The following is a 20,176-nucleotide window of genomic DNA, read 5'->3' as shown; positions in this document are numbered from 1 at the left end:
TTGTCGAGCCTGATGGCCGGCGCGGCTGCCGCCGATCATGCTTTCGGCCCGCGCCCATGGCGCTTTCCCGACGATCCGTCAATTTGTCTGCACAACCCTCGGCGTGATGAAAACGACGAGTTCGCTGGTCAGATCGCGGTGGGCGCGATGCCGAAAAAGCGCGCCCAAAAGCGGTATTTTGCCCAGGAGCGGCACGCGCGTCACATCATCGCGGTCATCCGACTCGTAGATTCCGCCAATCGACACCGTCCCGCCGTCTTCCACCTCGACGCGCGTCTGCACATGTTTGGTGTTGATGGCGGGCCCCGACGCCGTCTGCTCGCCGACGCTGTCCTTCGCGACGTCCAGATCCAGCACGACCCGGCCGTCCGGCGTGATTTGCGGTTCGACCTCCAGTTTGAGGCTGGCGCGGCGAAACTGCACGCCCGACACGCCTTGACCCACTTTCGCCTGATACGGCAGTTCGGTGCCCTGCTCGACGATCGCCTTCATCCGGTCCGCCGTCACCACGCGCGGACTGGACACGATCCTCCCGAGCCCTCCCGCTTCGAGTGCGCTCAGCTCGATGTTCACCAGGCGCGTCGCCTGCGCGGCGAACAGCGTGAAGCCCGCCGTGGCCGCGTCGAAGCCGGAGATCGGCCGCGCCGACAGATCGAAGATCGCGCCGTCCTTGCCGCCGACGACGCCTGTCGCCTTGCCGTCCTCGTTCGTGGCGAGCATCGACAGCTTCACGCCGAGATTGCGCGAAAAACCCTTCTCCGCTTCGACGATGCGCGCCTCGATCAGCACCTGACGCGTCGGCCGGTCGAGCGATGCGATCAGTTTCGCGATCTGCGCGAGGCGCGCGTCGAGATCGGTGACGAACAGCAGATTGGTGCGCGGGTCGGCCATCGCTGCACCGCGTTTGGACAACACGCGCTGATTGCCCGATGCCGTTAGCAGCTTGCGCAGCTCTTCGGCGTGCGCGTAGTGCAGTTCGAAGGTGCGGCTCGCGAGCGGCTCGAGTTCGGCGGCACGGGCGTGCGCCTCGAAGCACTGACGCTCGCGCGCCGCCAGTTCGGACAGCGGCGCGACCCAAATTACGTTGCTGCGCTGTTCCATCGCTAGGCCATTGACGTCGAGCAGCGTATCGAACGCGGCGCGCCACGGTACGTTGTCCAGATGTAGCGTGACCGCGCCGCGCGCCTTGTCGCTGGCGACGATATTCAGGCCGGTGAACTTCGCGAACGCGCCGAGCACGGCACCCAGTTCGGCGTGCTGGAAATGCAGCGTGATCGGCATGTCGGCGGGAAACGACGGCGAAGCGTTCGTGCTCAGCCGCGCGGCGGGCGGGAGCGGGACGGGCGGGCCTTCGAGCGCATCCGTGCGCGCTTCGCCCTGGCGTCGCGGTTCGGCTTCGTTGCGTGCGGTGGAAGACGGTTGCGCCGCATCCGCCGATGCGTCCGCATCGCGCCCCGGCGCGGCGGCTTCGTCGGTTGCATCCGGTGTGAACGGATTGGCGACGTCCGTCGTAACCACGCGCGGCAACGGCGGCATGCCGGCGGGCGTAAGCGCGTCGTCGAACGGCATGTCGGCGGGAAGCGGCGGCAACGATGCGCGCGCCGCCATGGCGACGAAAGCAGCACACACGAGCATCGAACGCATGACGTTGAGCCGCATCATTCGGCGGCCTCCGCGAGCGTCAGCGAATACACGCTGCCATCGCGCTTTGCAAGCGTGAGGGCGCGTGCGTCGACATGCGCAACCCGCTCGTCGCCCCACCGCTGTCCTGGTTCGAGCGTCTCTGCGTTGTCGCCCGCTTCGATCAGCGCGAGACCGCGCAGGCGGTCGGCCAGAAGCCCGACCAGCCGCATCGATGACGAAGCGCTTTCCTGTGCAGACGCAAACGCCGCAGGTTGAAACGGATCGTAGAACACGATCTCTTCGTCGGGATCAAACGCGTCAGGATCATCACGCACCGTTCGACGCGCGGCATTCCGCACGGGATGAACCGCGCTGAACGAATGCAGCGTCGCGTTGATTGACAGGGCCTCGCCCTGACGCTTGAGCGTCACTTCTTCGGGCACGACGAGGACCGGCAAACCCGCAAGCCCTTCCCAAAAATCGACGACATGGTCGAAGTCGGCTTGAGCCGTTATATGCAACGGACGCATGGCGTCGAGTCCGCTGCCCGTGACGACGCCCGGCTCGATTACGAGCAACGTCACGTCGTTGCGTGCCGCGAGCTGCGAAATCACGCGTATGTCGTCGGCCGAGGTCCAGTTCAAAGGCATCGGCGCGTCGCTCGCCGCCTGACGCAATCCAGGCAACTGCGCGACGGCCGCTTCGGCTTCGCCCAGCTTGCGTTGCGCAGCCGATAACATTTCGCGGCTCGCCTGCACGCCGCTCATATCCGTGGCGAGCCATGCATTCGCGCCGAGCACGAAAGCAGCGACAGCGATGCACAATGCGACGGCCCAGCGTCGTCGCACGCTCCATGCCTCGAGTGGCACGCGCAGACGCTCGACGAGCGTGTGTCCGAACCGCTCGCGCGTCGCCGGCATGCCGATGCGGCCAGCAATAGTCGTATTCATTGCTTCCCTCTCGTGTTCTGATGAACCGCTGCCGGCGCCCGGGGTTTTTCAGGCGGGCCGTCCCATTTCAGATGTGCTTTGATTTCGAACGCAGTCGATGCCTCCGTCGCGCCCGTCGCGCGATGCACGTCGCTCAAGTCCGAATCCTTCACGCCTTTCAACGCGGCGAGGCGGTTCAGCCACGCCGCCGACGCTGCATGATCGGGAGACGCGGCAAGCAGTTCCGTATCGCGCCCGCGTTGACGCAACTGCCTGACGACGACAGCCTCGGACGACTCCCGGCTCAACGCGTCGAGCAGATCGAGAAAGTGCATGAGCGGTTCGGAAAGCGTCGCGGCGCGCTCGTTCCTCAGGCGCTCGTCGCGTGCCTCACCGACAAGCCGTGTGTGCTCGGCAAGCGGCGGCGCGAGCACAGCAAGGCGTTGCCCGATCACGGCGCGCTCTCTGTCGATACGCGCCCGTTCGAACGTCTGCCACGTCATCAGCAACGCCACAGCGGCGCAACCACACAGCGCCGCACTCGTCCATTCGACATAGCGGCGCCGACGCGCGAGCCGCGCATCGCGCTGCCGGTGCGGCAACAGATTGAAACCGTGGGCGAAGGTCATTGCGTAATGCCCCGCAATGCAAGACCGAACGCAACCGCGAACGAAGGCTCATGCAACAGATCCGAGTCGGGGATCACGTTGCCGTCGCTGAGCGAAGAACAGTCGAACGGCAACACGGAACAGCCCAGCACATCGCCGATATCGGCAAGCGAAAAGCACACGCCTTCAAGCAATTCGATTTCGCCGCCCACGAGCGCGCACACGTTCAGGTTGTTTTCCGCGAGATCACGCAACGCGTCGGCGACGCACGAATATTCGGGCGATGGATAACGGATTTCTTCCGCGATTGTTTCCCCTTCGACGCGCCAGCCGTACACGCCATCGCTGCCGATCCAGATCGCCGCATACGGTTCGTGCAGTTCGAGTTCGAAGGTCGCCGCGTGACGCAGCGCGCGCAACGCCGCATGCGGCTCGACGTCGACGGTTGTCAGCGTCACGCCCGCCATCGCTGCGCTTTCGATGCGCGCTTCGAGATGCTCGCGCGCCGTCGCGGCAATCGACACCGTGCGAAGATGCGGCGGCGACTCGTCGACATACCAGTCGACGGCGAGCGCATGACGCTCGATGCCCGCGACGCGCTCGGCTTCCATCAGCACCGTAGGCTCGATTGACGCAGCCGAACCATGCGGGCCGCTCGCGTGGTTAACGGGCAGATGCGCCGTGAACGTCGCGGAACCCGGAATCGCCATTGCGCAACGCAGTGCCGCCGACATGCATTGCTGGGGCACATGGCAGAATGCCTCGGACAACGCGCGCGCCACCGCTTGCCGGTCCACGATCTCCGCGCCTGCCATCGCGCCCGGCGCGAGTGGCTCCAAAGCAATGCATTCGATGCGCACGGGTCCCATCTTTCGCGCGCTGCAACTGAGCGCAACGATCCTCACCGCTTGCGCGCCGACATCGATGCCGACTGCCTGACGCCGCATCGCCATTCGTAACGAGTGTTTCAACGCCATTCCTTCCTCCCTCAGATACCAACGGAAACTGAAGGCCCGCGGCTTCCAGAGAACGCGGGCAACGGAAGGCATTCTGCGCAGCGCGACACACAAGCGAAATTCAGCCGAATGGCTAATGGTCGGGTAACTGATATCCGGCGACAATCAAAGGCACTACAGTGTTCTCATAGCCGTGCAATTGCGTCGGCCGTAAGCACGCCGAAAGCTACCGGGTCGGGCGGCTATAATCGCGGGACCGTTTTCTGGTGTTCATATGCAATCCACGACTCCTACGTCTCCGCCTCCAGCACCGCAGAAGCGCAAGCGTCCGCTCTGGCTGAAGATCATCCTTGGCTTCGTCGGGCTGATCTTCGCCGGGATCCTCTGCGTCTTGCTCGTGCTGGGTTACGCGCTGGTCGTCGCCACGCCCAATCTGCCTTCGCTCGAAGCGTTGACCGACTATCGTCCGAAGGTGCCGCTGCGCATCTACACGGCAGATCACGTGCTGATCGGCGAATTCGGCGAAGAGCGGCGCGACATCGTGCACATGCGCGAGGTGCCGGACAATCTCAAGAAGGCCGTGCTCGCCATCGAAGACGCGCGCTTTTACGATCACGGCGGCGTCGATCTGATGGGTATCGCACGCGCCGGCGTGGTCGCGCTCACGAACGGCCACGCAACGCAGGGCGCGAGCACGATCACGATGCAGGTTGCGCGCAACTTCTTCCTGTCGAGCGAGAAGACCTACACGCGCAAGATCTACGAGATGCTGCTCGCGTACAAGATCGAATCGAAGCTGAGCAAAGATCAGATTCTCGAGGTGTACATGAATCAGATCTATCTCGGCCAGCGTGCGTACGGCTTCGCGAGCGCGGCGCGCGTGTACTTCGGCAAGGACCTGAAAGACCTGTCGCTGGCCGAATGCGCGATGCTCGCCGGTCTGCCGAAGGCGCCGTCCGCGTATAACCCGGTGGTGAATCCGAAGCGCGCGAAGGTGCGTCAGGAATACATCCTTCAGCGCATGCTGGAGTTGGGCTATATCACGCAGGAGCAGTACGACACGGCGAGCCGCCAGCCGCTCATCGTCAAGGGCGCGGGCAAGGAGTTCAGCGTGCACGCGGAGTACGTCGCGGAAATGGTGCGGCAGATGATGTACGCGCAGTACCGCGAAGAGGCGTACACGCGCGGCCTGAACGTCGTGACGACCATCGATTCCGCCGATCAGGACGCTGCGTACCGGGCGCTGCGCAAAGGCTTGATGGACTATGAACGGCGTCACGGCTATCGCGGTCCTGAAGCGTTCATCGACCTGCCCGCCGACGCGGACGAACGCGAGCAGGCCATCGACGACGCATTGCTCGAGCATCCCGACAACGGCGAGATCATCGCGGCCGTGGTGACGTCGGCCAGTCCGAAGCAGGTGCAGGCGACGCTGATCGATGGCAACGCCGTGACGATCCAGGGCGACGGGCTGCGCTACGCGACATTCGCGCTGAGCGCACGCGCGCAGCCGAACCAGCGCGTGCGGCCGGGCGCGATCATCCGTATCGTGAAGAACGACGACGGCAACTGGTCGATCACGCAATTGCCGCAGATCGAAGGCGCGTTCGTATCCGTCGTGCCGCAGGACGGCGCGATCCGCGCGCTGGTTGGCGGTTTCGACTTCAACAAGAACAAGTTCAATCATGTGACGCAGGCATGGCGTCAGCCGGGTTCGAGCTTCAAGCCGTTCATCTATTCGGCGTCGCTCGAAAAGGGCTTGGGACCGGCAACCGTCATCAACGACGCGCCGCTCTTCTTCAGCGCAGCTGAAACAGGCGGCCAGGCGTGGGAGCCGAAAAACTACGGTGGCGGCTTCGATGGCCCGATGTCGATGCGCACCGCGCTGCAGAAGTCGAAGAACCTCGTGTCGATTCGCATCCTCAACCACATCGGCACGAAGTACGCGCAGCAGTACATCACGCGCTTCGGTTTCGATGCGGAGCGTCACCCCGCGTATCTGCCGATGGCGCTCGGTGCAGGCCTCGTCACGCCGCTGCAGATGGCGGCTGGCTACTCGGTGTTCGCGAATGGCGGCTATCGCGTGAATTCGTATCTGATCGCCGAAGTCACCGATCAGCGCGGCGTGGTGGTCGCGCATGCGGACCCACTCGTCGCGGGCAGCAACGCGCCGCACGCAATCGAGCCGCGCAACGCGTACGTGATGAATAGCCTGCTGACGAGCGTCGCACAGCGCGGCACGGGCGCGAAGTCGAACGTCCTGAAGCGCACGGACCTCGCGGGCAAGACGGGCACCACCAACGATTCGCGCGACGCGTGGTTCGCCGGTTATCAGCACACGCTTTGCGCGATCGCGTGGATGGGTTACGACAGCCCACGCAGTCTCGGCGACAAGGAAACGGGCGGCGGGCTCGCGCTGCCCGTGTGGATCGACTACATGGGACGCGCGCTCAAGGGCGTGCCCGAGTACAAGATGCCGATGCCGGAAGACGTCGTATCGATCAGCGACGAGTTGTACTTCGACGACTTCACGCCGGGCAACGGCTTCGTGTCGACGGTCGGGGTGACGCTGCCGCCTCCCGAAGCGAGCGGCGCGGCAAGCGGCGCGCCAGCCCAGGTCGGCGCGCAGGAGAAGGAGGACATCATGAACCTGTTCAAAGGTCACTAAGTCCGGATTGCCGGTGAAAAAAAGCCGCTGCGTGTCGAACGCGGCGGCTTTTTCATTTTCGGCAAACGTGCATCGGCTTCACACGCGCCGACACGAAACGCTCAGGGCGCGATCTGGACGTCTTCGCCTGCCTGCTGCGTCGCGTATTCGGAAAGCGCCGCGTAAAACTCGGTGCCGTTGCGCGTATCGCGCCACGCGCCGTCGACAAAACGGAAGTGATATCCGCCCGACTTTGCGGCGATCCAGATCTCCTGCATCGGCGGCTGAAGATTCACGATGATCTTCGTGCCGTTCTCGAATTCGAGCGTCAGCACGTTGCCGCTGCGCTCGAATTCGACGTCGGCGTCCGTATCGTCGAGCGAGCGTTCGATGGCTGCCAGCACAGCCTCGGCGCGGGTCAGGTATTCACTGTCGGACATGCTAAACTCCAGCGATTAATTATTCAGGGACAGTCATGCGAGTCGTTTTCCGGACGAGCGCCACGGCCACGATTCTAGCGACTCTGGCTATTGTCGCAGGTGTCGCGCTCAGCGGTTGCGGACAACGCGGTTCGCTGTATCTGCCTACCGTTCCGCCGCTTCCGGCCAAGCCGACCGAACAGACCCAGCCGCCCTCGTCCGACGAAGTGAAACCCGGCGCCGAATCCGCTCAAGGTTCCGTTCCGGATACGTCGGGCACGCCGTTGTCCCTGTCGCCCGATTCCGAACTGCGCACTGCGCCGACGTCGAACGCGCCCGCCCAACCGGCGTCCGGCGCGTCCGAAGCTCAATAAGACTGCCGTATGACTCAATCCGCTTTTGCCTACGTCGACGGCGTGCTGCACGCTGAAGGCGTGTCCGCCGTGTCGCTTGCCGAGCAGTTCGGCACGCCGCTCTATGTCTACTCGCGCGCTGCGCTAACCGAGGCGTGGCATGCCTACGCCGACGCATGCGCCGGCCGGCACGCAACCGTGCACGTCGCTGTCAAGGCGAATAGCAACCTCGGCGTGCTCAACCTGTTCGCGCGCATGGGTGCGGGCTTCGACATCGTGTCGAGCGGCGAGCTGGCGCGCGTGCTCGCGGCAGGCGGCAAAGCGGAAAACACCGTGTTCTCGGGCGTCGGTAAGAGCGTCGCGGAAATGCGCGAAGGGCTCGCGGCGGGCGTGAAGTGCTTCAACGTCGAATCGATTCCCGAACTCGACCGCCTCAACGCGGTTGCGGGCGAAATGGGCAAGAAGGCGCCCGTGTCGCTGCGCGTGAATCCTGACGTCGATGCAAAGACGCATCCGTATATTTCGACGGGCCTCAAGTCGAACAAGTTTGGCGTTGCATTCGACGAAGCGCGTGCCACGTATCGCGCCGCCGCTGCGATGAAGCACCTCGACGTGGTCGGCATCGACTGCCATATCGGTTCGCAGATCACGGAAGTCGCGCCCTATCTCGACGCCGTCGACAAACTGCTCGAACTCGTCGAGCAGATCGAAGCGGACGGTGTGAAGATCAAGCATATCGATGTGGGCGGCGGACTCGGTATCACCTACGACGACGAAACGCCGCCGGATATCGGCGATTTCGTGCGCACGTTGCTCGACCGGATCGAAGCGCGCGGGCATGGCCATCGCGAGGTGTATTTCGAGCCGGGCCGCTCGCTCGTCGGCAATGCGGGCATGCTGCTCACGCGCGTCGAGTTTCTGAAGCCGGGTGTCGAGAAGAACTTTGCGATCGTCGACGCGGCAATGAACGACCTCGCGCGCCCCGCGATGTACGAGGCTTATCACGCAATCGAACCCGTCGTGCAGCGCGCCGGCGACAAGCATGTTTATGACGTCGTCGGTCCCGTGTGTGAAAGCGGCGATTGGCTCGGACGCGAACGCAAGCTCGCCGTCGAGCCGGGCGATCTTCTCGCGATCCGTTCCGCGGGCGCCTACGGTTTCGCAATGAGCTCGAACTACAACACGCGTGCGCGCGCAGCCGAAGTAATGGTCGACGGCGACAAGGCGTATGTCGTGCGCAAGCGCGAAGAAGTGAAAGACCTGTTCGCGGGCGAGACGGTTCTGCCGGAATAACATCCGCGCGTTTCGGACGCTCAAAGCAAAAAGGCGATGCGCTCACAACGCATCGCCTTTTTTGTCGCCTGTCGATTCGCGCTCGTCAGGTTTTTGCGCGTTGCCTGATCCTGTCGCGCGCCCAAACCAGCACGCGCCAGCCGAGCAACGCGATCACGATCGCGCCGTAAATCTTCGGCAAGATCAGATCGTGCTTGCCAGCCTTCATCCACCAGAAATGCAGGATCGCGAGCGCTGCGATCGGGTAGATGGCGCGATGCAGGGTCTGCCAGCGTCGACCGAGTTTGCGCACCATCGCTTTCGGCGACGTGATGGCAAGCGGTAACAGCAGCACGAACGCCGCAAAGCCGACCGTGATGAACGGCCGCTTGCCGATGTCCTTCACGATCGCGGCGATATCGAACCACTTGTCGAACCAGAAGTACGTCGTGAAATGCAGCGCGGCGTAGAAGAACGCGAAGAGGCCGAGCATCCGGCGAAAGCGCAGCAATGCGTTCCAGCCCGTCAACTTGCGCAGCGGCGTCACCGCGAGCGTGATGCAGATGAAGACCAGCGTCCACAAGCCCGTCGAGCGCGTGATGAACTCGATGGGGTTTGCGCCCAGCCCGCCCGTGAAGCCGAGCAGCACAAGCCGCGCAAGCGGATACAGCGCCGCGACGAATACCGCGATCTTCGCGGGCACGATCCAGCGGCTGGCGCCTGCGCTCGTGACGGCTTTTCGCGTCGAACGCACGGTGTTCGTGGCGTTGCTGGCGGTCGCGGTTTGGGTCGTATCGGTTGCCATGCGCGCCGCCATCAAAAGTTCTTCTTCAGGTCCATGCCCTGATACATCGACGCGACCAGATCGCCGTAGCCGTTGTACATCAGCGTGTTCCGCTTGGGCGTGAAGATGCCGTCACCGATGCGCCGTTCGGTCGCCTGGCTCCAGCGCGGATGGTCGACGTTCGGATTCACGTTCGAATAGAAACCGTACTCGCTCGGCGCGTAGGTGTTCCAACTGGTCGGCGGCTGCTTGTCGACGAAGCGGATTTTCACCAGCGACTTCGCGCTCTTGAAGCCGTACTTCCACGGCACGATGATGCGCACGGGCGCGCCGTTCTGATTCGGCAGCACCTGGCCGTAGACGCCCATCGTCAGCAGCGTCAGCGGATTCATCGCTTCGTCCATCCGCAGACCTTCCGAATAGGGCCATTCGAGAATCGGCTCGGACAATCCAGGCATCTGCGACGGATCGGCAAGCGTGATGAACTGTACGTATTTCGCGTTCGCCGTCGGTTGCGCGCGCTTGATGACTTCCGACAGCGGAATGCCGATCCACGGAATCACCATCGACCAGCCTTCGACGCAACGCAACCGGTACACGCGCTCTTCGAGCGGCGCGAGCTTCAGCAATTCGTCTATGTCGTAGACCTTCGCGTTCTTCACCTCGCCTTCGACGCTCACCTTCCACGGACGCGGCCGCAACGTCCCGGCGTTATGCGCGGGGTCGCTCTTGTCGGTGCCGAACTCGTAGAAGTTGTTGTACGTGGTGATGTCTTTGTAAGCCGTGACCTTGTCGGTGACGACGAACTTCGGATTGGTCTTCGCGCCGAGCTTCAGCGCCTTCGGATCGGGGGACGAATATTCCGCGTACGCCTCACCGTGCACGCCGATCAGGCTGCCGAGCGCCACCGCGCCCGCCGCCTGCAGGATGCGCCGGCGATTCTCGAACACGCGCTGCGGCGTGATTTCGCTGCGCGCGATGTCGTCGCCGTACAGCTGGCCTCGGTCGCTTCGCTTGATCCACATGCTGAAAACTCCTTGCCGGGCGCGTTGGCCCGATCGGTATCCATTCGACTCGCGCGTTGGAGTCGCCGTTCTTCATTCTCGGTTCTTCGTTCTGTTAACACACGCGGCGAGCGATTCTTCCATACCGGCATAAAAAAACCGCCGGTGCAGCGCACACGGCGGTTTCTGGTCGTTCCTACCCGGCAAAACTGAAACTTACAGCTTGCCGTAGCTATGCAGCCCCGACAGGAACATATTGACGCCGAGGAACGCGAAGCTCGTCACCAGCAGGCCCGTCAGCGCCCACCATGCGGCGACGGCACCGCGCAGGCCTTTCATCAGACGCATGTGCAGCCACGCTGCGTAGTTCAGCCAGACGATCAGCGCCCAGGTTTCCTTCGGGTCCCAGCTCCAGTAGCCGCCCCACGCTTCGGCGGCCCACAGCGCGCCGAGAATCGTCGCGATCGTGAAGAACGCGAAGCCGACGGCGATCGATTTGTACATGACGTCGTCGAGCACGTCGAGTGTAGGCAGGCGGTCGGCCAGCACGCCGTGCTCCTTCATCAGATACGCGACACCAACCATCGCCGACAGCGCGAAGCTGCCATAACCGATGAAGTTCGCGGGTACGTGAATCTTCATCCACCAGCTTTGCAGCGCGGGGACGAGCGGCTGGATCTGCTGCGCGTCGCGCGCAATTGAGTACCACATCAGGAAACCGACGGCCGCGCTGATCACCAGCAGCACGAACGCACCGAGCGAGCGCGTGTTGTAGTGCTGCTCGTAGTACAGGTAGAACAGCGCCGTAATCAGGCTGAACAGCACGAACACTTCGTAGAGGTTCGAGATCGGAATATGGCCGACGTCCGAGCCGATCAGATACGACTCGTACCAGCGCACCATCAGGCCGACGAAGCCCATCAGCACCGCCACCCACGTCATCTTCGAGCCGATCGCCGCGCCCGTCGGCGAACGCGACAGCATGCCGATCCAGTAGAACAGCGTGGCCAGCACGAACAGCGCGCTCATCCACAGGATGGCCGACTGGCTCGACAGGAAATACTTGAGGAAGAACGCGTGGTCGGCGCGGGCGAGATCGCCGCCGTAAATCTGGATAGCCGACAGCGACAGCACGGCGATGCACGCCATCAGCAGACGCACTGGTTTCCAGCGCCAGCCGAGCACGACGAAAACAGGCACCGTGCACACCAGCACCAGCTTGTCGTAGTAATTCATGTAGTCGTGGTAGCGCGACAGCGCAAACCCGGCGCCCGCGACCATCGCGAGCGCGAACAGCCAGTCGAACAGGCCGAGGCGCTTCAGGAATGGACGATCGTCCAGCAGCGCCTCGCCAGTCAGATGCGGGGTCGAGTGAGCCGCCGTATCGGCACGCGGCTTGGCGCGCGAGGATGAGGAAACTTGAGTCAGGTCCATGATCTTACCGGGTCGAATCGGATGAATCTGCGGACGCTTCGCTCGTTGCACGGGCGGCGCCCTTCGCCTCGTGGGCGGAATCGGCATCGACAGGCTTGCCGCCCAGCGCGACGCCGACGGCATCGCGGGTTTGGGCGAATTCCTTCTCGAAATCGAACGTTCTGCGCGCTGTCGACATCGCCATCACGACGTTCACGCCATTGCCGCCGTGCTCCGCGTCCTTGAGCCAGAACCACAGCCGCCGTTCGCGGACATAGAACATCGAAAAGATGCCCAACACGAGTAGCAGGCTGCCAAGATACACGACTTTTTTGCCCGGCGCGCGCGTCAACTGAAATACCGAAGCTTGCACCTGCTTGAAGGAGTCAAGCTGCAAATAGACGGGTGAACCGTACAGAAAGCTGTCGGAAATCGCGTTGATCGAACTCTGCACGAAGCGGCTCGTGGTCGGATCGGCCGTTGCCGGGCCTTCTCCCGCCTGCTTGCGCGCGAGTTGCCATACGTCCCACATCGAACCTTCGAGCATGCGAAGCAAAAGTCCTGCCGCCTTCTCCTGCTCTGCCTTGGGGACAGAGTGATCGATGAACGCGGCGACCGCCTGGAAACCGCCAATCTTCTGACCATTGACTGCCTTGCCCAGACTCGGATCGTCGCCCGCGAACAGCGTCAGCACGCGCGATGCGCTCTCTTCCAGATGCTGCTGCAATTCCGCGTTCGACTGGACCGAGCGCTGCGCGAAATCGCGCGCCGCCTGTGCGCGGATGGCGGGATCCTGGAGCGCCGCGCGCATCCGCATCCATTCGTTGACCGTGCCGCCCGCGTCGGCGGGAATGCGCAGATAGCGGAATGCATCGTCAGGATTCGCGCGCATGCCCGCGAGGAACACGCGCTCGCCGCTTACGTCGACGGGCAGCATGTAGTTGTTGTACTCGCGCGCCTGGCCGTCTTTATCGCGCACCTTGTACTGCACCGACGGGCCGACGTTATGCAGATCGACCGGTTTCGACGTCTTTGCGCCAGAGCCGAGGCGTTCGTCGAAGGCTTCCTTTAGCGACTGATGTGCGGCGACGCCGCGTGCATCGTTCTGGCCGTTGCCGTTCGAGATGTTCTCGACGTTGATCGCACGGAAATCGGCAAATTCGACCGTCTGGCCATCCGCGCCGGGCATCGACGCGCTCAACACCTTCGAGCCGCCAATCTCGCCGCTGAACGGCTCGTTCTTGACGTTGCTGCCCGTCATCGGCCAGGCCGTCGTCTGCATCTGCGAGCCGCCGTCCTGGAAGCTCGACTGATAGATCGACACGCCGTCGTATTCGAACGGCTTGTTCACCTCGACGCGTGCTGGGACGCGCGCGCCCGTCTTGTGGTCGATCACGACGATGTCGCTTGCAAAGAGCTTCGGCATGCCCGTCGAGTAGTAATCGACGATGAACTTGTTCAGTTCGATCGAGAACGGCAGATCCTGGATCAGCGAGCCGTCCTGCTGGTTCAGGATCGCCGTCGATACATGCTGGCCTTCCGGCACCCACGCGTAGCCGCGGAACGTCGGGTTGCCTTGCGACAGGCGATGCTCGGGCGGGATCTCGTTGATGACAGTGTTGCTGCGGATCGGCGTCTTGTCGAACAGCCACATCTGCAGCTTGATGGGCAGATTGCTGTCGAGCAGCCCGCCGATGCAGATGATCACGATCGCAATGTGGGCAGAGATGTAGCCGAGCTTGGTCAGCGCGCCGCGCTTCGCGGCGATCAGCGTCGCGCCTTCCGATTCGCGCGTCACGTACTTGTAGCCGAGCTTCGCCGACAGCTTGCCGAGCGTGGATGCGGCTTGCGCGCGCGTCGCGTTCGGCACCTCGAACTCGCCCTTGTGATGGAACGCGCGCAGGCTGCCTTCGCGGACCTTGTCCTTCCAGCTTTTCATATCGGCGATCATCTTCGGCGCGTTGCGGATCACGCACAGCGAGACCGACACGAGCAGAAAGCCGAGGATCAGCATGAACCACCACGCGCTGTACACGTTGTACAGGCTCAGCGAGCGGAAGATGTCGGCCCAGAACGGCCCGAACTGGTTGACGTAGTTCGGATACGGATCGTCCTGCGTGAGCACGGTGCCGATGATGCTCGCAATCGACAGGATCACGAGCAATGCGATCGCAAAGCGCATAGAACTCAGCAATTCGACGGACGTGCGCAGGAAGCGCTGCCGCGACTTCAACTCCAAACCCGACGTGGTGACGCTCATTCAAACTCCGACTGAACAGCAAAAAAGGGTGAAGGGACATCGCTGCTTGCGATTCCCTCACCCTTTTCTTGTTTTTTGCCGGCCATGTTCCAGCCGGCTTCGCTTTCGTACGGACTCTTAATGCAAGCCCGCGATGTAATCGGCCACCGCCTTGATCTCGCTATCCGACAAACGCGATGCGACGGCGTGCATTGCTTCGTTGTTGTTGCGCGCGCCCGGGCCCTGCGTGAACGCGGCCAACTGTGCCACGGTGTAATCCGCCCATTGCCCCGACAGGCGCGGATACTGTGACGGAATTCCCTGCCCCGTCGGCCCGTGACAGCTGGCGCACGCGGGAACGCCCTTGTCGGCGATACCAGCGCGATAAATCTTCTGCCCGAGGGGCACGGTGTCCTTGTTGTGCGCGTAACCCGGCTTCGGAGCCTGCGACGCGAAGTACGCCGACACGTTGACCATGTCCTGATCGGTCAGCGCCGCCGCCATACCCGCCATGATCGCATTGTTGCGCGCGGGCTGCTTCGCACCTGGCTGGGTTTTGAAATCTTTGAGCTGCTTGACGAGATACTCGGGGTGTTGGCCGGCGAGCTTCGGATACGCGCCGCCCGCACTGTTGCCATCCGCGCCGTGACATGAGGCGCACACCTGCGCTGCGATTGCCTGCCCCCGATTCAAATCCGGCTTTGCCTGATCTGCTGCTCTTGCCTGTACCGCCAAACCTGAAAGACCTGCTGCTGTGTGAAGTACCACCAGAAACTTGCCCAGTCGATTCATTCGCACACCCTGTTTCGTCTTGTGGGAATTAGAGGTTCTGCAAAATACGACAGCGACCGATCAGCCGCCGAGGCCCGCGCGGCGGCCTCTCAGGTTTTCAGTAAACCATCGTATTGTACAATAACTCGCTAATCGATCTGGCGCCAGTCGGGCCTCTCCGGCCTTTACGGCGGGGCTGCATCGCCCTGCAGGGCAATTCATCACGTCCGCCGATGTGCGCAGGACGTCCGCTCGACGTCCATTCACCCCTCCATCTGGTCTCCTCCATGTCTTTTCTGCTCCACCAAGCGCGCTTTTTTACGACCGTCAATCACTTGCGCGATCTGCCGCCTACGCCGCAACCCGAGGTCGCTTTCGCGGGGCGGTCGAATGCGGGAAAGTCGACGGCCATCAACCTCCTCTGCAACCAGAAGCGGCTCGCGTTTGCCAGTAAAACGCCTGGGCGCACGCAGCACATCAACTACTTTTCGGTGGGACCGGCGGACGAACCTGTCGCGCATCTCGTCGATCTGCCCGGCTATGGCTATGCCGAAGTGCCCGGCGCGGCGAAGGCTCATTGGGAGCAGTTGCTGTCGAGCTATCTGCAAACGCGGTCGCAGCTGCGCGGCATGATCCTGATGATGGATTCGCGCCGGCCGCTCACGGAACTGGACCGCCGGATGATCGAGTGGTTCGCGCCGACGGGCAAGCCGATTCATACATTGCTCACCAAGTGCGACAAATTGACTCGTCAAGAGAGCATCAACGCGTTGCGGGCGACGAAGAAAGGGCTGGATGAATATCGCGCGGCGGGTTTTCAGGGCGAACTGTCCGCCCAGCTTTTTTCCGCGCTCAAGCGGGTCGGCCTCGACGAAGCGCACGAACTGATCGAAGGCTGGATTGCGCCCGGCATGGCGGGCGATTCCGACGAACCGGCTTCGGCTGAATAAGGCCAGAAGGGCCGCCGCGACACGTGGGCGGCGGTTTTCGTTCGCCCAGAAAAAAACCCGCCGCTAGAAAACGGCGGGTTAAACAGCCTAATCGAAAAACGACAGGCACCCGCTCAGGGAGGAGAAGCGGGGAGGTCAGCGCTAGGCGCCTTGCTCGATCGGTATGATATACCATTGTCTCGAAAAGTTTCTGGCACGGTGCCGCCAGCATTTTTGACTTTTGCAGATATCCCCACATGAGCTTCTATCCGCATCACCGCCCTCGCCGCATGCGCCGGGACGACTTTTCGCGCCGCCTGATGCGCGAGAACATCCTCACCACCAATGATCTGATTTACCCCGTCTTCGTAGTCGAAGGCACGAATGTCCGTCAGGCCGTTCCGTCGATGCCTGGCGTCGAGCGTGTGTCCGTCGATCTGCTGATGGGCGTCGCCGAGCAGTGTCTCGAACTGGGCGTGCCCGTGCTGTCGCTGTTCCCGGTGATCGAGCCGTCGCTGAAGACGCCCGACGGCCGCGAGGCAACCAATGAAGCCGGCCTGATTCCGCGCGCGGTGCGCGAGTTGAAGAAACGCTTCCCCGAACTCGGCGTGTTGACGGACGTCGCGCTCGATCCGTACACGAGCCACGGCCAGGACGGCGTGCTCGACGAAAACGGCTACGTGATCAATGACGAAACGGTCGAGATTCTCGTCGAGCAGGCACAGACGCAGGCGCAGGCGGGCGTCGACATCGTCGCTCCGTCCGACATGATGGACGGCCGGATCGGTTCGATTCGCGAGATGCTGGAAAGTGAGGGCCACATTCACACGCGGATCATGGCTTATTCGGCGAAGTTCGCGTCGGCGTTCTACGGCCCGTTCCGCGATGCCGTCGGTTCCGCGGCGAATCTCGGCAAGGGCAACAAGATGACGTATCAGCTCGATCCCGCCAACTCGGACGAGGCGCTGCGCGAAGTGCGCGCCGACATCGAAGAAGGCGCGGACATGGTGATGGTCAAGCCGGGCATGCCTTATCTGGATATCTTGCGTCGCGTGAAGGACGAGTTCCGCTTTCCGACTTATGTGTACCAGGTGAGCGGCGAATACGCGATGCTGAAGGCCGCCGCGCAAAACGGCTGGCTCGATCACGACAAGGTGGTGATGGAATCGCTGCTCGCGTTCAAGCGCGCAGGCGCGGATGGCGTGCTGACCTACTTCGCGCTGGACGCTGCGCGCTTGCTGCGGGCGCAGAAGTAAGGTTGCGATGCCTGCCGCGTCGCGGTTTCGCGGTAGGTATCGACTGAAAGCGGAGATTGCCCTTACGGCGGTCTCCGCTTTTTTCATTTTCAAGCTGATGCGGACGGTGTTGGTTATGCGTGCGTGACGTTTGACGCTCAGGTCTGAGGTGCCGTCATCGCCCGGTCGAGACTTCTCAGGAATTTGTCCGCCGATTCGTATCCGACGACGCGCAGCACTTCTCTCCCGCCGCGGTCGAAAAAGATGATTCCCGGCGGCCCGAACAGGTTGAAGCGCTTGAGCAAAACCTGATCGTCTGCATTATTGGCCGTCACATCCGCGCGCAGCAGATTCATTTGCTTGAGCTTCGCCTGGACGCGTGGGTCGCTGAAGGTGAACTTCTCCATTTCCTTGCAGCTGACGCACCAGTCCGCGTAAAAATCGAGCATGGCGGGCTGAGCAGCCGTTTTGACGGCTTCGTCGAGCTGACCTGATGAGCGCACTGGCGCGAAGGTCAGATCGGCCTGTTGGCCCTGCACGGACGGCGCATTCAATGTCCGACCAGCGATCACGGCGAGCGGCTTCAGCGGGTCCGTCGATCCTGCTGCCAGCCCAACCAGTAATGCCGCGGCCCAGATCGCCAATGCTGCGCCGATTCCGCGTCCAACACCGCGCCAGATCGAGCCTGCGCCCGCGTGCGGAGAAAATAACCCCAGGCCGGCAGCAGCGACCAGTAGCCACAATGCGGCCAATAGCATTTGCGCAATCGGGCCTAAAACCGGCCACACGATCCAGAGCGCAGCCGCGAGCAGCACGATGCCGAAGAAAACCTTGACGCTGTCCATCCAGGCACCCGCGCGCGGCAACAACGTGCCTGCACCGAGCCCGATGATGAGCAGCGGTACGCCAAGCCCGATACCCATCGAAAACAGTGCCGCACCGCCCAGCACGGCATTGCCGGTGTGCGCGATGAACGCCAATACCGCGAACAGCGGTGCCGTCATGCACGCACCGACTACCAGAGCAGAAAGTGCTCCCATCACCGCGACGGCCGCGAACTTGCCTCCCGAGCGCTTCTCGGACGCCGGTGAAACCCCATTCTGTAAGTGCTGGGGCAACACGATATCGACTCCCGCGATGAGCGTGAGTGCAAAGAGGGACAGCAACACGCCAAACGCGCCGAGCACCCACGGGTTCTGCAGCCAGGCGCCAAGGCTTTGCCCAACGAGCGCGGCCGCGATGCCAAGCACCGTGTACACGAGCGCCATCCCGACAACATAAGCCAGCGACAGCGCGAAACCGCGCGACCGCGTGACCCGAGGCCCCTCGCCGATGATGATTGCCGACAGAATCGGGATCATCGGATACGAACAGGGAAGCAGACTCAGCACGATGCCGGCGACGAAATACAAACCGACGATCGCGAAAAAGCCGCCGCCTTGCAGCAGTGACTGCGCATAGTCTGCGCTGGTCGCGCGCTCGTACCACGAGGTGCCGCTTTGAGTGTCCTGAGCCGGCACCGTGTTCGTATTACCCGCAACGGCCGCGTGCAACGCCGCTCCCGTCACGTGGTAGACGCGCTCCATTGGCGGATAGCAGATGCCCGCGTCGGCGCAGCCTTGCGATGTAACGGCAAGATCGAAGGGACCGCTCGCCTGCGTTACGGGGACGCGGACGGTCAATTCTCCGCGATAGGTTTCGACATTTTTCGCGAAGGTTTGATCGAACTTCACATGCCCCGCGGGTAATTGCGCGTCACCGATCGTGGCTGTACCGTTGCGCGTCGCGAAGGCGAATCGCTCCCGGTACATGTAGTAGCCGTCGGCGATCTTGTAGTGAACCAGCACTTCGCCTGGCTGCTCGGATGCGCTGAATCTGAAAGCGACCGCGGGATCGAGAAAGTCGTCCGCCGCACGAACGACGCTCGCCGTAGTCAGCGATAGCAGCAGTACGCCTGCGACAAAGGTGAGAAAGCGCGCGACATTCCGCCAGCGCCGGGACAAGCCGTTAAACATGGATTGGGCGTTGCGTTTCGGCATTCACCCATTGGCCATACGCGGCCGACGCAGTGACTTGCCAGGAAAGGATTTCGGGCGTGTCGTACGGATGCTGAGCCTGGATGAACCGTTCGAGCTCAAGCGTTCGGACGACGCTCGTCTTGAACAGCAACTGGATCTCTTCCGCCGATTCGATCTTGCCCTGCCAGTGGTAGCTCGACTGGACGCTGCCAAGCTGCGACACACACGCAGCGAGACGTGCTGAAAGTGCGTCCTGAGCCAATTTTTGCGCCGTTGCGAGGTCCGGCACGGTCGTCAATACCAAACTCACATTCACGTTCACCGACCGCTCCAGCGCTTTCCAAAACAGGGTGACGCTATCGTATCACCTTGTCCTGATAGCTCGCTGGCGCTCGAATGGCATAGGCAGAACGCACGCTAGAAACAAAAAAGCCAGGCTCACGCCTGGCTTTTTTAGTCGCTGTCAGAAGGCTTATTCAGCTTCTGCAACGTTTTCGACTTCCTCGACTTCCGGACGGTCGAGCAATTCGACCAGCGCCATCGGTGCGTTGTCGCCAACGCGGAAACCGAACTTCAGGATGCGCAGGTAGCCACCCGGACGGTTCGCGAAGCGCGGGCCCAGCACGTCGAACAGCTTCGTGACCGAGTCACGATCGCGCAGGCGATTAAATGCCAAGCGACGGTTTGCCAGCGACGGCTTCTTGCCGAGCGTGATCAGCGGCTCGACGACTTTACGGAGTTCCTTCGCCTTCGGCAGCGTCGTCTTGATGACTTCGTGCTCGATCAGCGAGTTGGACATGTTACGGAGCATTGCCAGACGGTGGCTGCTCGTGCGGTTCAGTTTCCGCAAACCATGACGGTGACGCATTTCAATTTCCTTGAATCAAAGTTTTGGTCCAGCTCTTCTATCGCTTTCCTTGTGTACGGCGTGGAAAGCACGGGCCGGTAGTGAAAAAGGCAGGACGCGGATTTTAAA

Annotated in this window: 18 protein-coding genes; 5 read left to right on the top strand and 13 right to left on the bottom strand. The window is 62.4% G+C overall.

The window, feature by feature from the left end; translation table 11 throughout:
• Positions 1–78 precede the first annotated feature (78 nt).
• Genes SB822_RS29395 through pilM form a run of 4 tightly spaced genes read right to left on the bottom strand, consistent with a single transcriptional unit; the run spans position 79 to position 4,137 of the window.
• A complete protein-coding gene (locus tag SB822_RS29395) occupies positions 79–1,662 on the bottom strand; it encodes a type IV pilus secretin PilQ (RefSeq protein ID WP_410856222.1) in 1,584 nt (527 codons plus the stop codon).
• Complete coding sequence (locus tag SB822_RS29390) at positions 1,659–2,573, bottom strand: hypothetical protein (protein WP_410856221.1); 915 nt, start codon at positions 2,571–2,573, stop codon at positions 1,659–1,661. Before SB822_RS29390 ends, SB822_RS29395 begins: the two co-directional genes overlap by 4 nt.
• Positions 2,570–3,181, bottom strand: coding sequence for a fimbrial assembly protein (locus SB822_RS29385; RefSeq protein WP_410856220.1), 612 nt, complete (start codon positions 3,179–3,181; stop codon positions 2,570–2,572). Before SB822_RS29385 ends, SB822_RS29390 begins: the two co-directional genes overlap by 4 nt.
• Positions 3,178–4,137, bottom strand: a complete 960-nt coding sequence (gene pilM / locus SB822_RS29380) for a type IV pilus biogenesis protein PilM (protein ID WP_086909311.1) — start codon at positions 4,135–4,137, stop codon at positions 3,178–3,180. Before pilM ends, SB822_RS29385 begins: the two co-directional genes overlap by 4 nt.
• A gap of 253 nt (positions 4,138–4,390) precedes the next feature.
• Here pilM and SB822_RS29375 point away from each other — a divergent pair, with 253 nt between their 5' ends.
• Positions 4,391–6,784 carry a penicillin-binding protein 1A gene (locus SB822_RS29375; RefSeq protein ID WP_410856219.1) on the top strand — a complete coding sequence of 798 codons (2,394 nt, stop codon included), beginning with the start codon at positions 4,391–4,393 and terminating at the stop codon, positions 6,782–6,784.
• Positions 6,785–6,885: 101 nt separating this feature from the next.
• Here the strand turns inward: SB822_RS29375 and cyaY are convergent, their stop codons facing one another.
• The gene (cyaY, locus tag SB822_RS29370) at positions 6,886–7,203 is read right to left on the bottom strand and encodes an iron donor protein CyaY (protein WP_007585288.1); all 318 of its coding nucleotides are present in this window, start codon (positions 7,201–7,203) and stop codon (positions 6,886–6,888) included.
• Between the two features lie 35 nt (positions 7,204–7,238).
• Here cyaY and lptM point away from each other — a divergent pair, with 35 nt between their 5' ends.
• Positions 7,239–7,556, top strand: coding sequence for an LPS translocon maturation chaperone LptM (gene lptM / locus SB822_RS29365; RefSeq protein WP_007585287.1), 318 nt, complete (start codon positions 7,239–7,241; stop codon positions 7,554–7,556).
• A gap of 9 nt (positions 7,557–7,565) precedes the next feature.
• A complete protein-coding gene (gene lysA, locus SB822_RS29360; protein WP_090836686.1) occupies positions 7,566–8,828 on the top strand; it encodes a diaminopimelate decarboxylase in 1,263 nt (420 codons plus the stop codon).
• An 85-nt stretch (positions 8,829–8,913) separates the two neighbouring features.
• Here the strand turns inward: lysA and msrQ are convergent, their stop codons facing one another.
• From msrQ to SB822_RS29335, 5 genes are all read right to left on the bottom strand, one after another.
• Positions 8,914–9,612 (bottom strand): protein-methionine-sulfoxide reductase heme-binding subunit MsrQ, encoded by a 699-nt coding sequence (gene msrQ / locus SB822_RS29355; protein WP_407671736.1) that lies wholly within the window; start codon positions 9,610–9,612, stop codon positions 8,914–8,916.
• Positions 9,613–9,623: 11 nt separating this feature from the next.
• A complete protein-coding gene (msrP, locus tag SB822_RS29350; RefSeq protein WP_007585284.1) occupies positions 9,624–10,616 on the bottom strand; it encodes a protein-methionine-sulfoxide reductase catalytic subunit MsrP in 993 nt (330 codons plus the stop codon).
• Positions 10,617–10,811: 195 nt separating this feature from the next.
• Positions 10,812–12,029, bottom strand: coding sequence for a c-type cytochrome biogenesis protein CcsB (gene ccsB, locus SB822_RS29345; RefSeq protein ID WP_086909317.1), 1,218 nt, complete (start codon positions 12,027–12,029; stop codon positions 10,812–10,814).
• A 4-nt stretch (positions 12,030–12,033) separates the two neighbouring features.
• On the bottom strand, positions 12,034–14,268 hold the full coding sequence (locus SB822_RS29340) for a cytochrome c biogenesis protein ResB (protein ID WP_090836685.1): 2,235 nt from the start codon (positions 14,266–14,268) through the stop codon (positions 12,034–12,036).
• A gap of 117 nt (positions 14,269–14,385) precedes the next feature.
• A complete protein-coding gene (locus SB822_RS29335; RefSeq protein ID WP_007730716.1) occupies positions 14,386–15,039 on the bottom strand; it encodes a c-type cytochrome in 654 nt (217 codons plus the stop codon).
• Positions 15,040–15,305: 266 nt separating this feature from the next.
• Between SB822_RS29335 and yihA the strand changes: the two genes are divergently transcribed.
• Both yihA and hemB read left to right on the top strand, forming a co-directional pair.
• Entirely contained in the window at positions 15,306–15,968 is a 663-nt protein-coding gene (gene yihA / locus SB822_RS29330; protein ID WP_090836682.1) for a ribosome biogenesis GTP-binding protein YihA/YsxC, read from the top strand.
• Between the two features lie 236 nt (positions 15,969–16,204).
• A complete protein-coding gene (gene hemB / locus SB822_RS29325) occupies positions 16,205–17,203 on the top strand; it encodes a porphobilinogen synthase (protein WP_090836679.1) in 999 nt (332 codons plus the stop codon).
• A 137-nt stretch (positions 17,204–17,340) separates the two neighbouring features.
• Here hemB and dsbD read toward each other — a convergent pair whose 3' ends face one another.
• From dsbD to rplQ, 3 genes are all read right to left on the bottom strand, one after another.
• Positions 17,341–19,197: a protein-disulfide reductase DsbD gene (gene dsbD / locus SB822_RS29320; RefSeq protein ID WP_086909319.1), complete on the bottom strand. Its 1,857-nt coding sequence runs from the start codon at positions 19,195–19,197 to the stop codon at positions 17,341–17,343.
• Positions 19,190–19,522: a divalent-cation tolerance protein CutA gene (gene cutA, locus SB822_RS29315; RefSeq protein ID WP_079483660.1), complete on the bottom strand. Its 333-nt coding sequence runs from the start codon at positions 19,520–19,522 to the stop codon at positions 19,190–19,192. Before cutA ends, dsbD begins: the two co-directional genes overlap by 8 nt.
• Before the next feature lie 150 nt (positions 19,523–19,672).
• Complete coding sequence (gene rplQ, locus SB822_RS29310) at positions 19,673–20,068, bottom strand: 50S ribosomal protein L17 (protein WP_007730705.1); 396 nt, start codon at positions 20,066–20,068, stop codon at positions 19,673–19,675.
• Positions 20,069–20,176 lie beyond the last annotated feature (108 nt).

Source organism: Paraburkholderia sp. SIMBA_054, from assembly GCF_046534875.1.
GTDB lineage: Bacteria > Pseudomonadota > Gammaproteobacteria > Burkholderiales > Burkholderiaceae > Paraburkholderia > Paraburkholderia hospita.
This window is presented reverse-complemented; position numbering and strand designations above follow the sequence as displayed.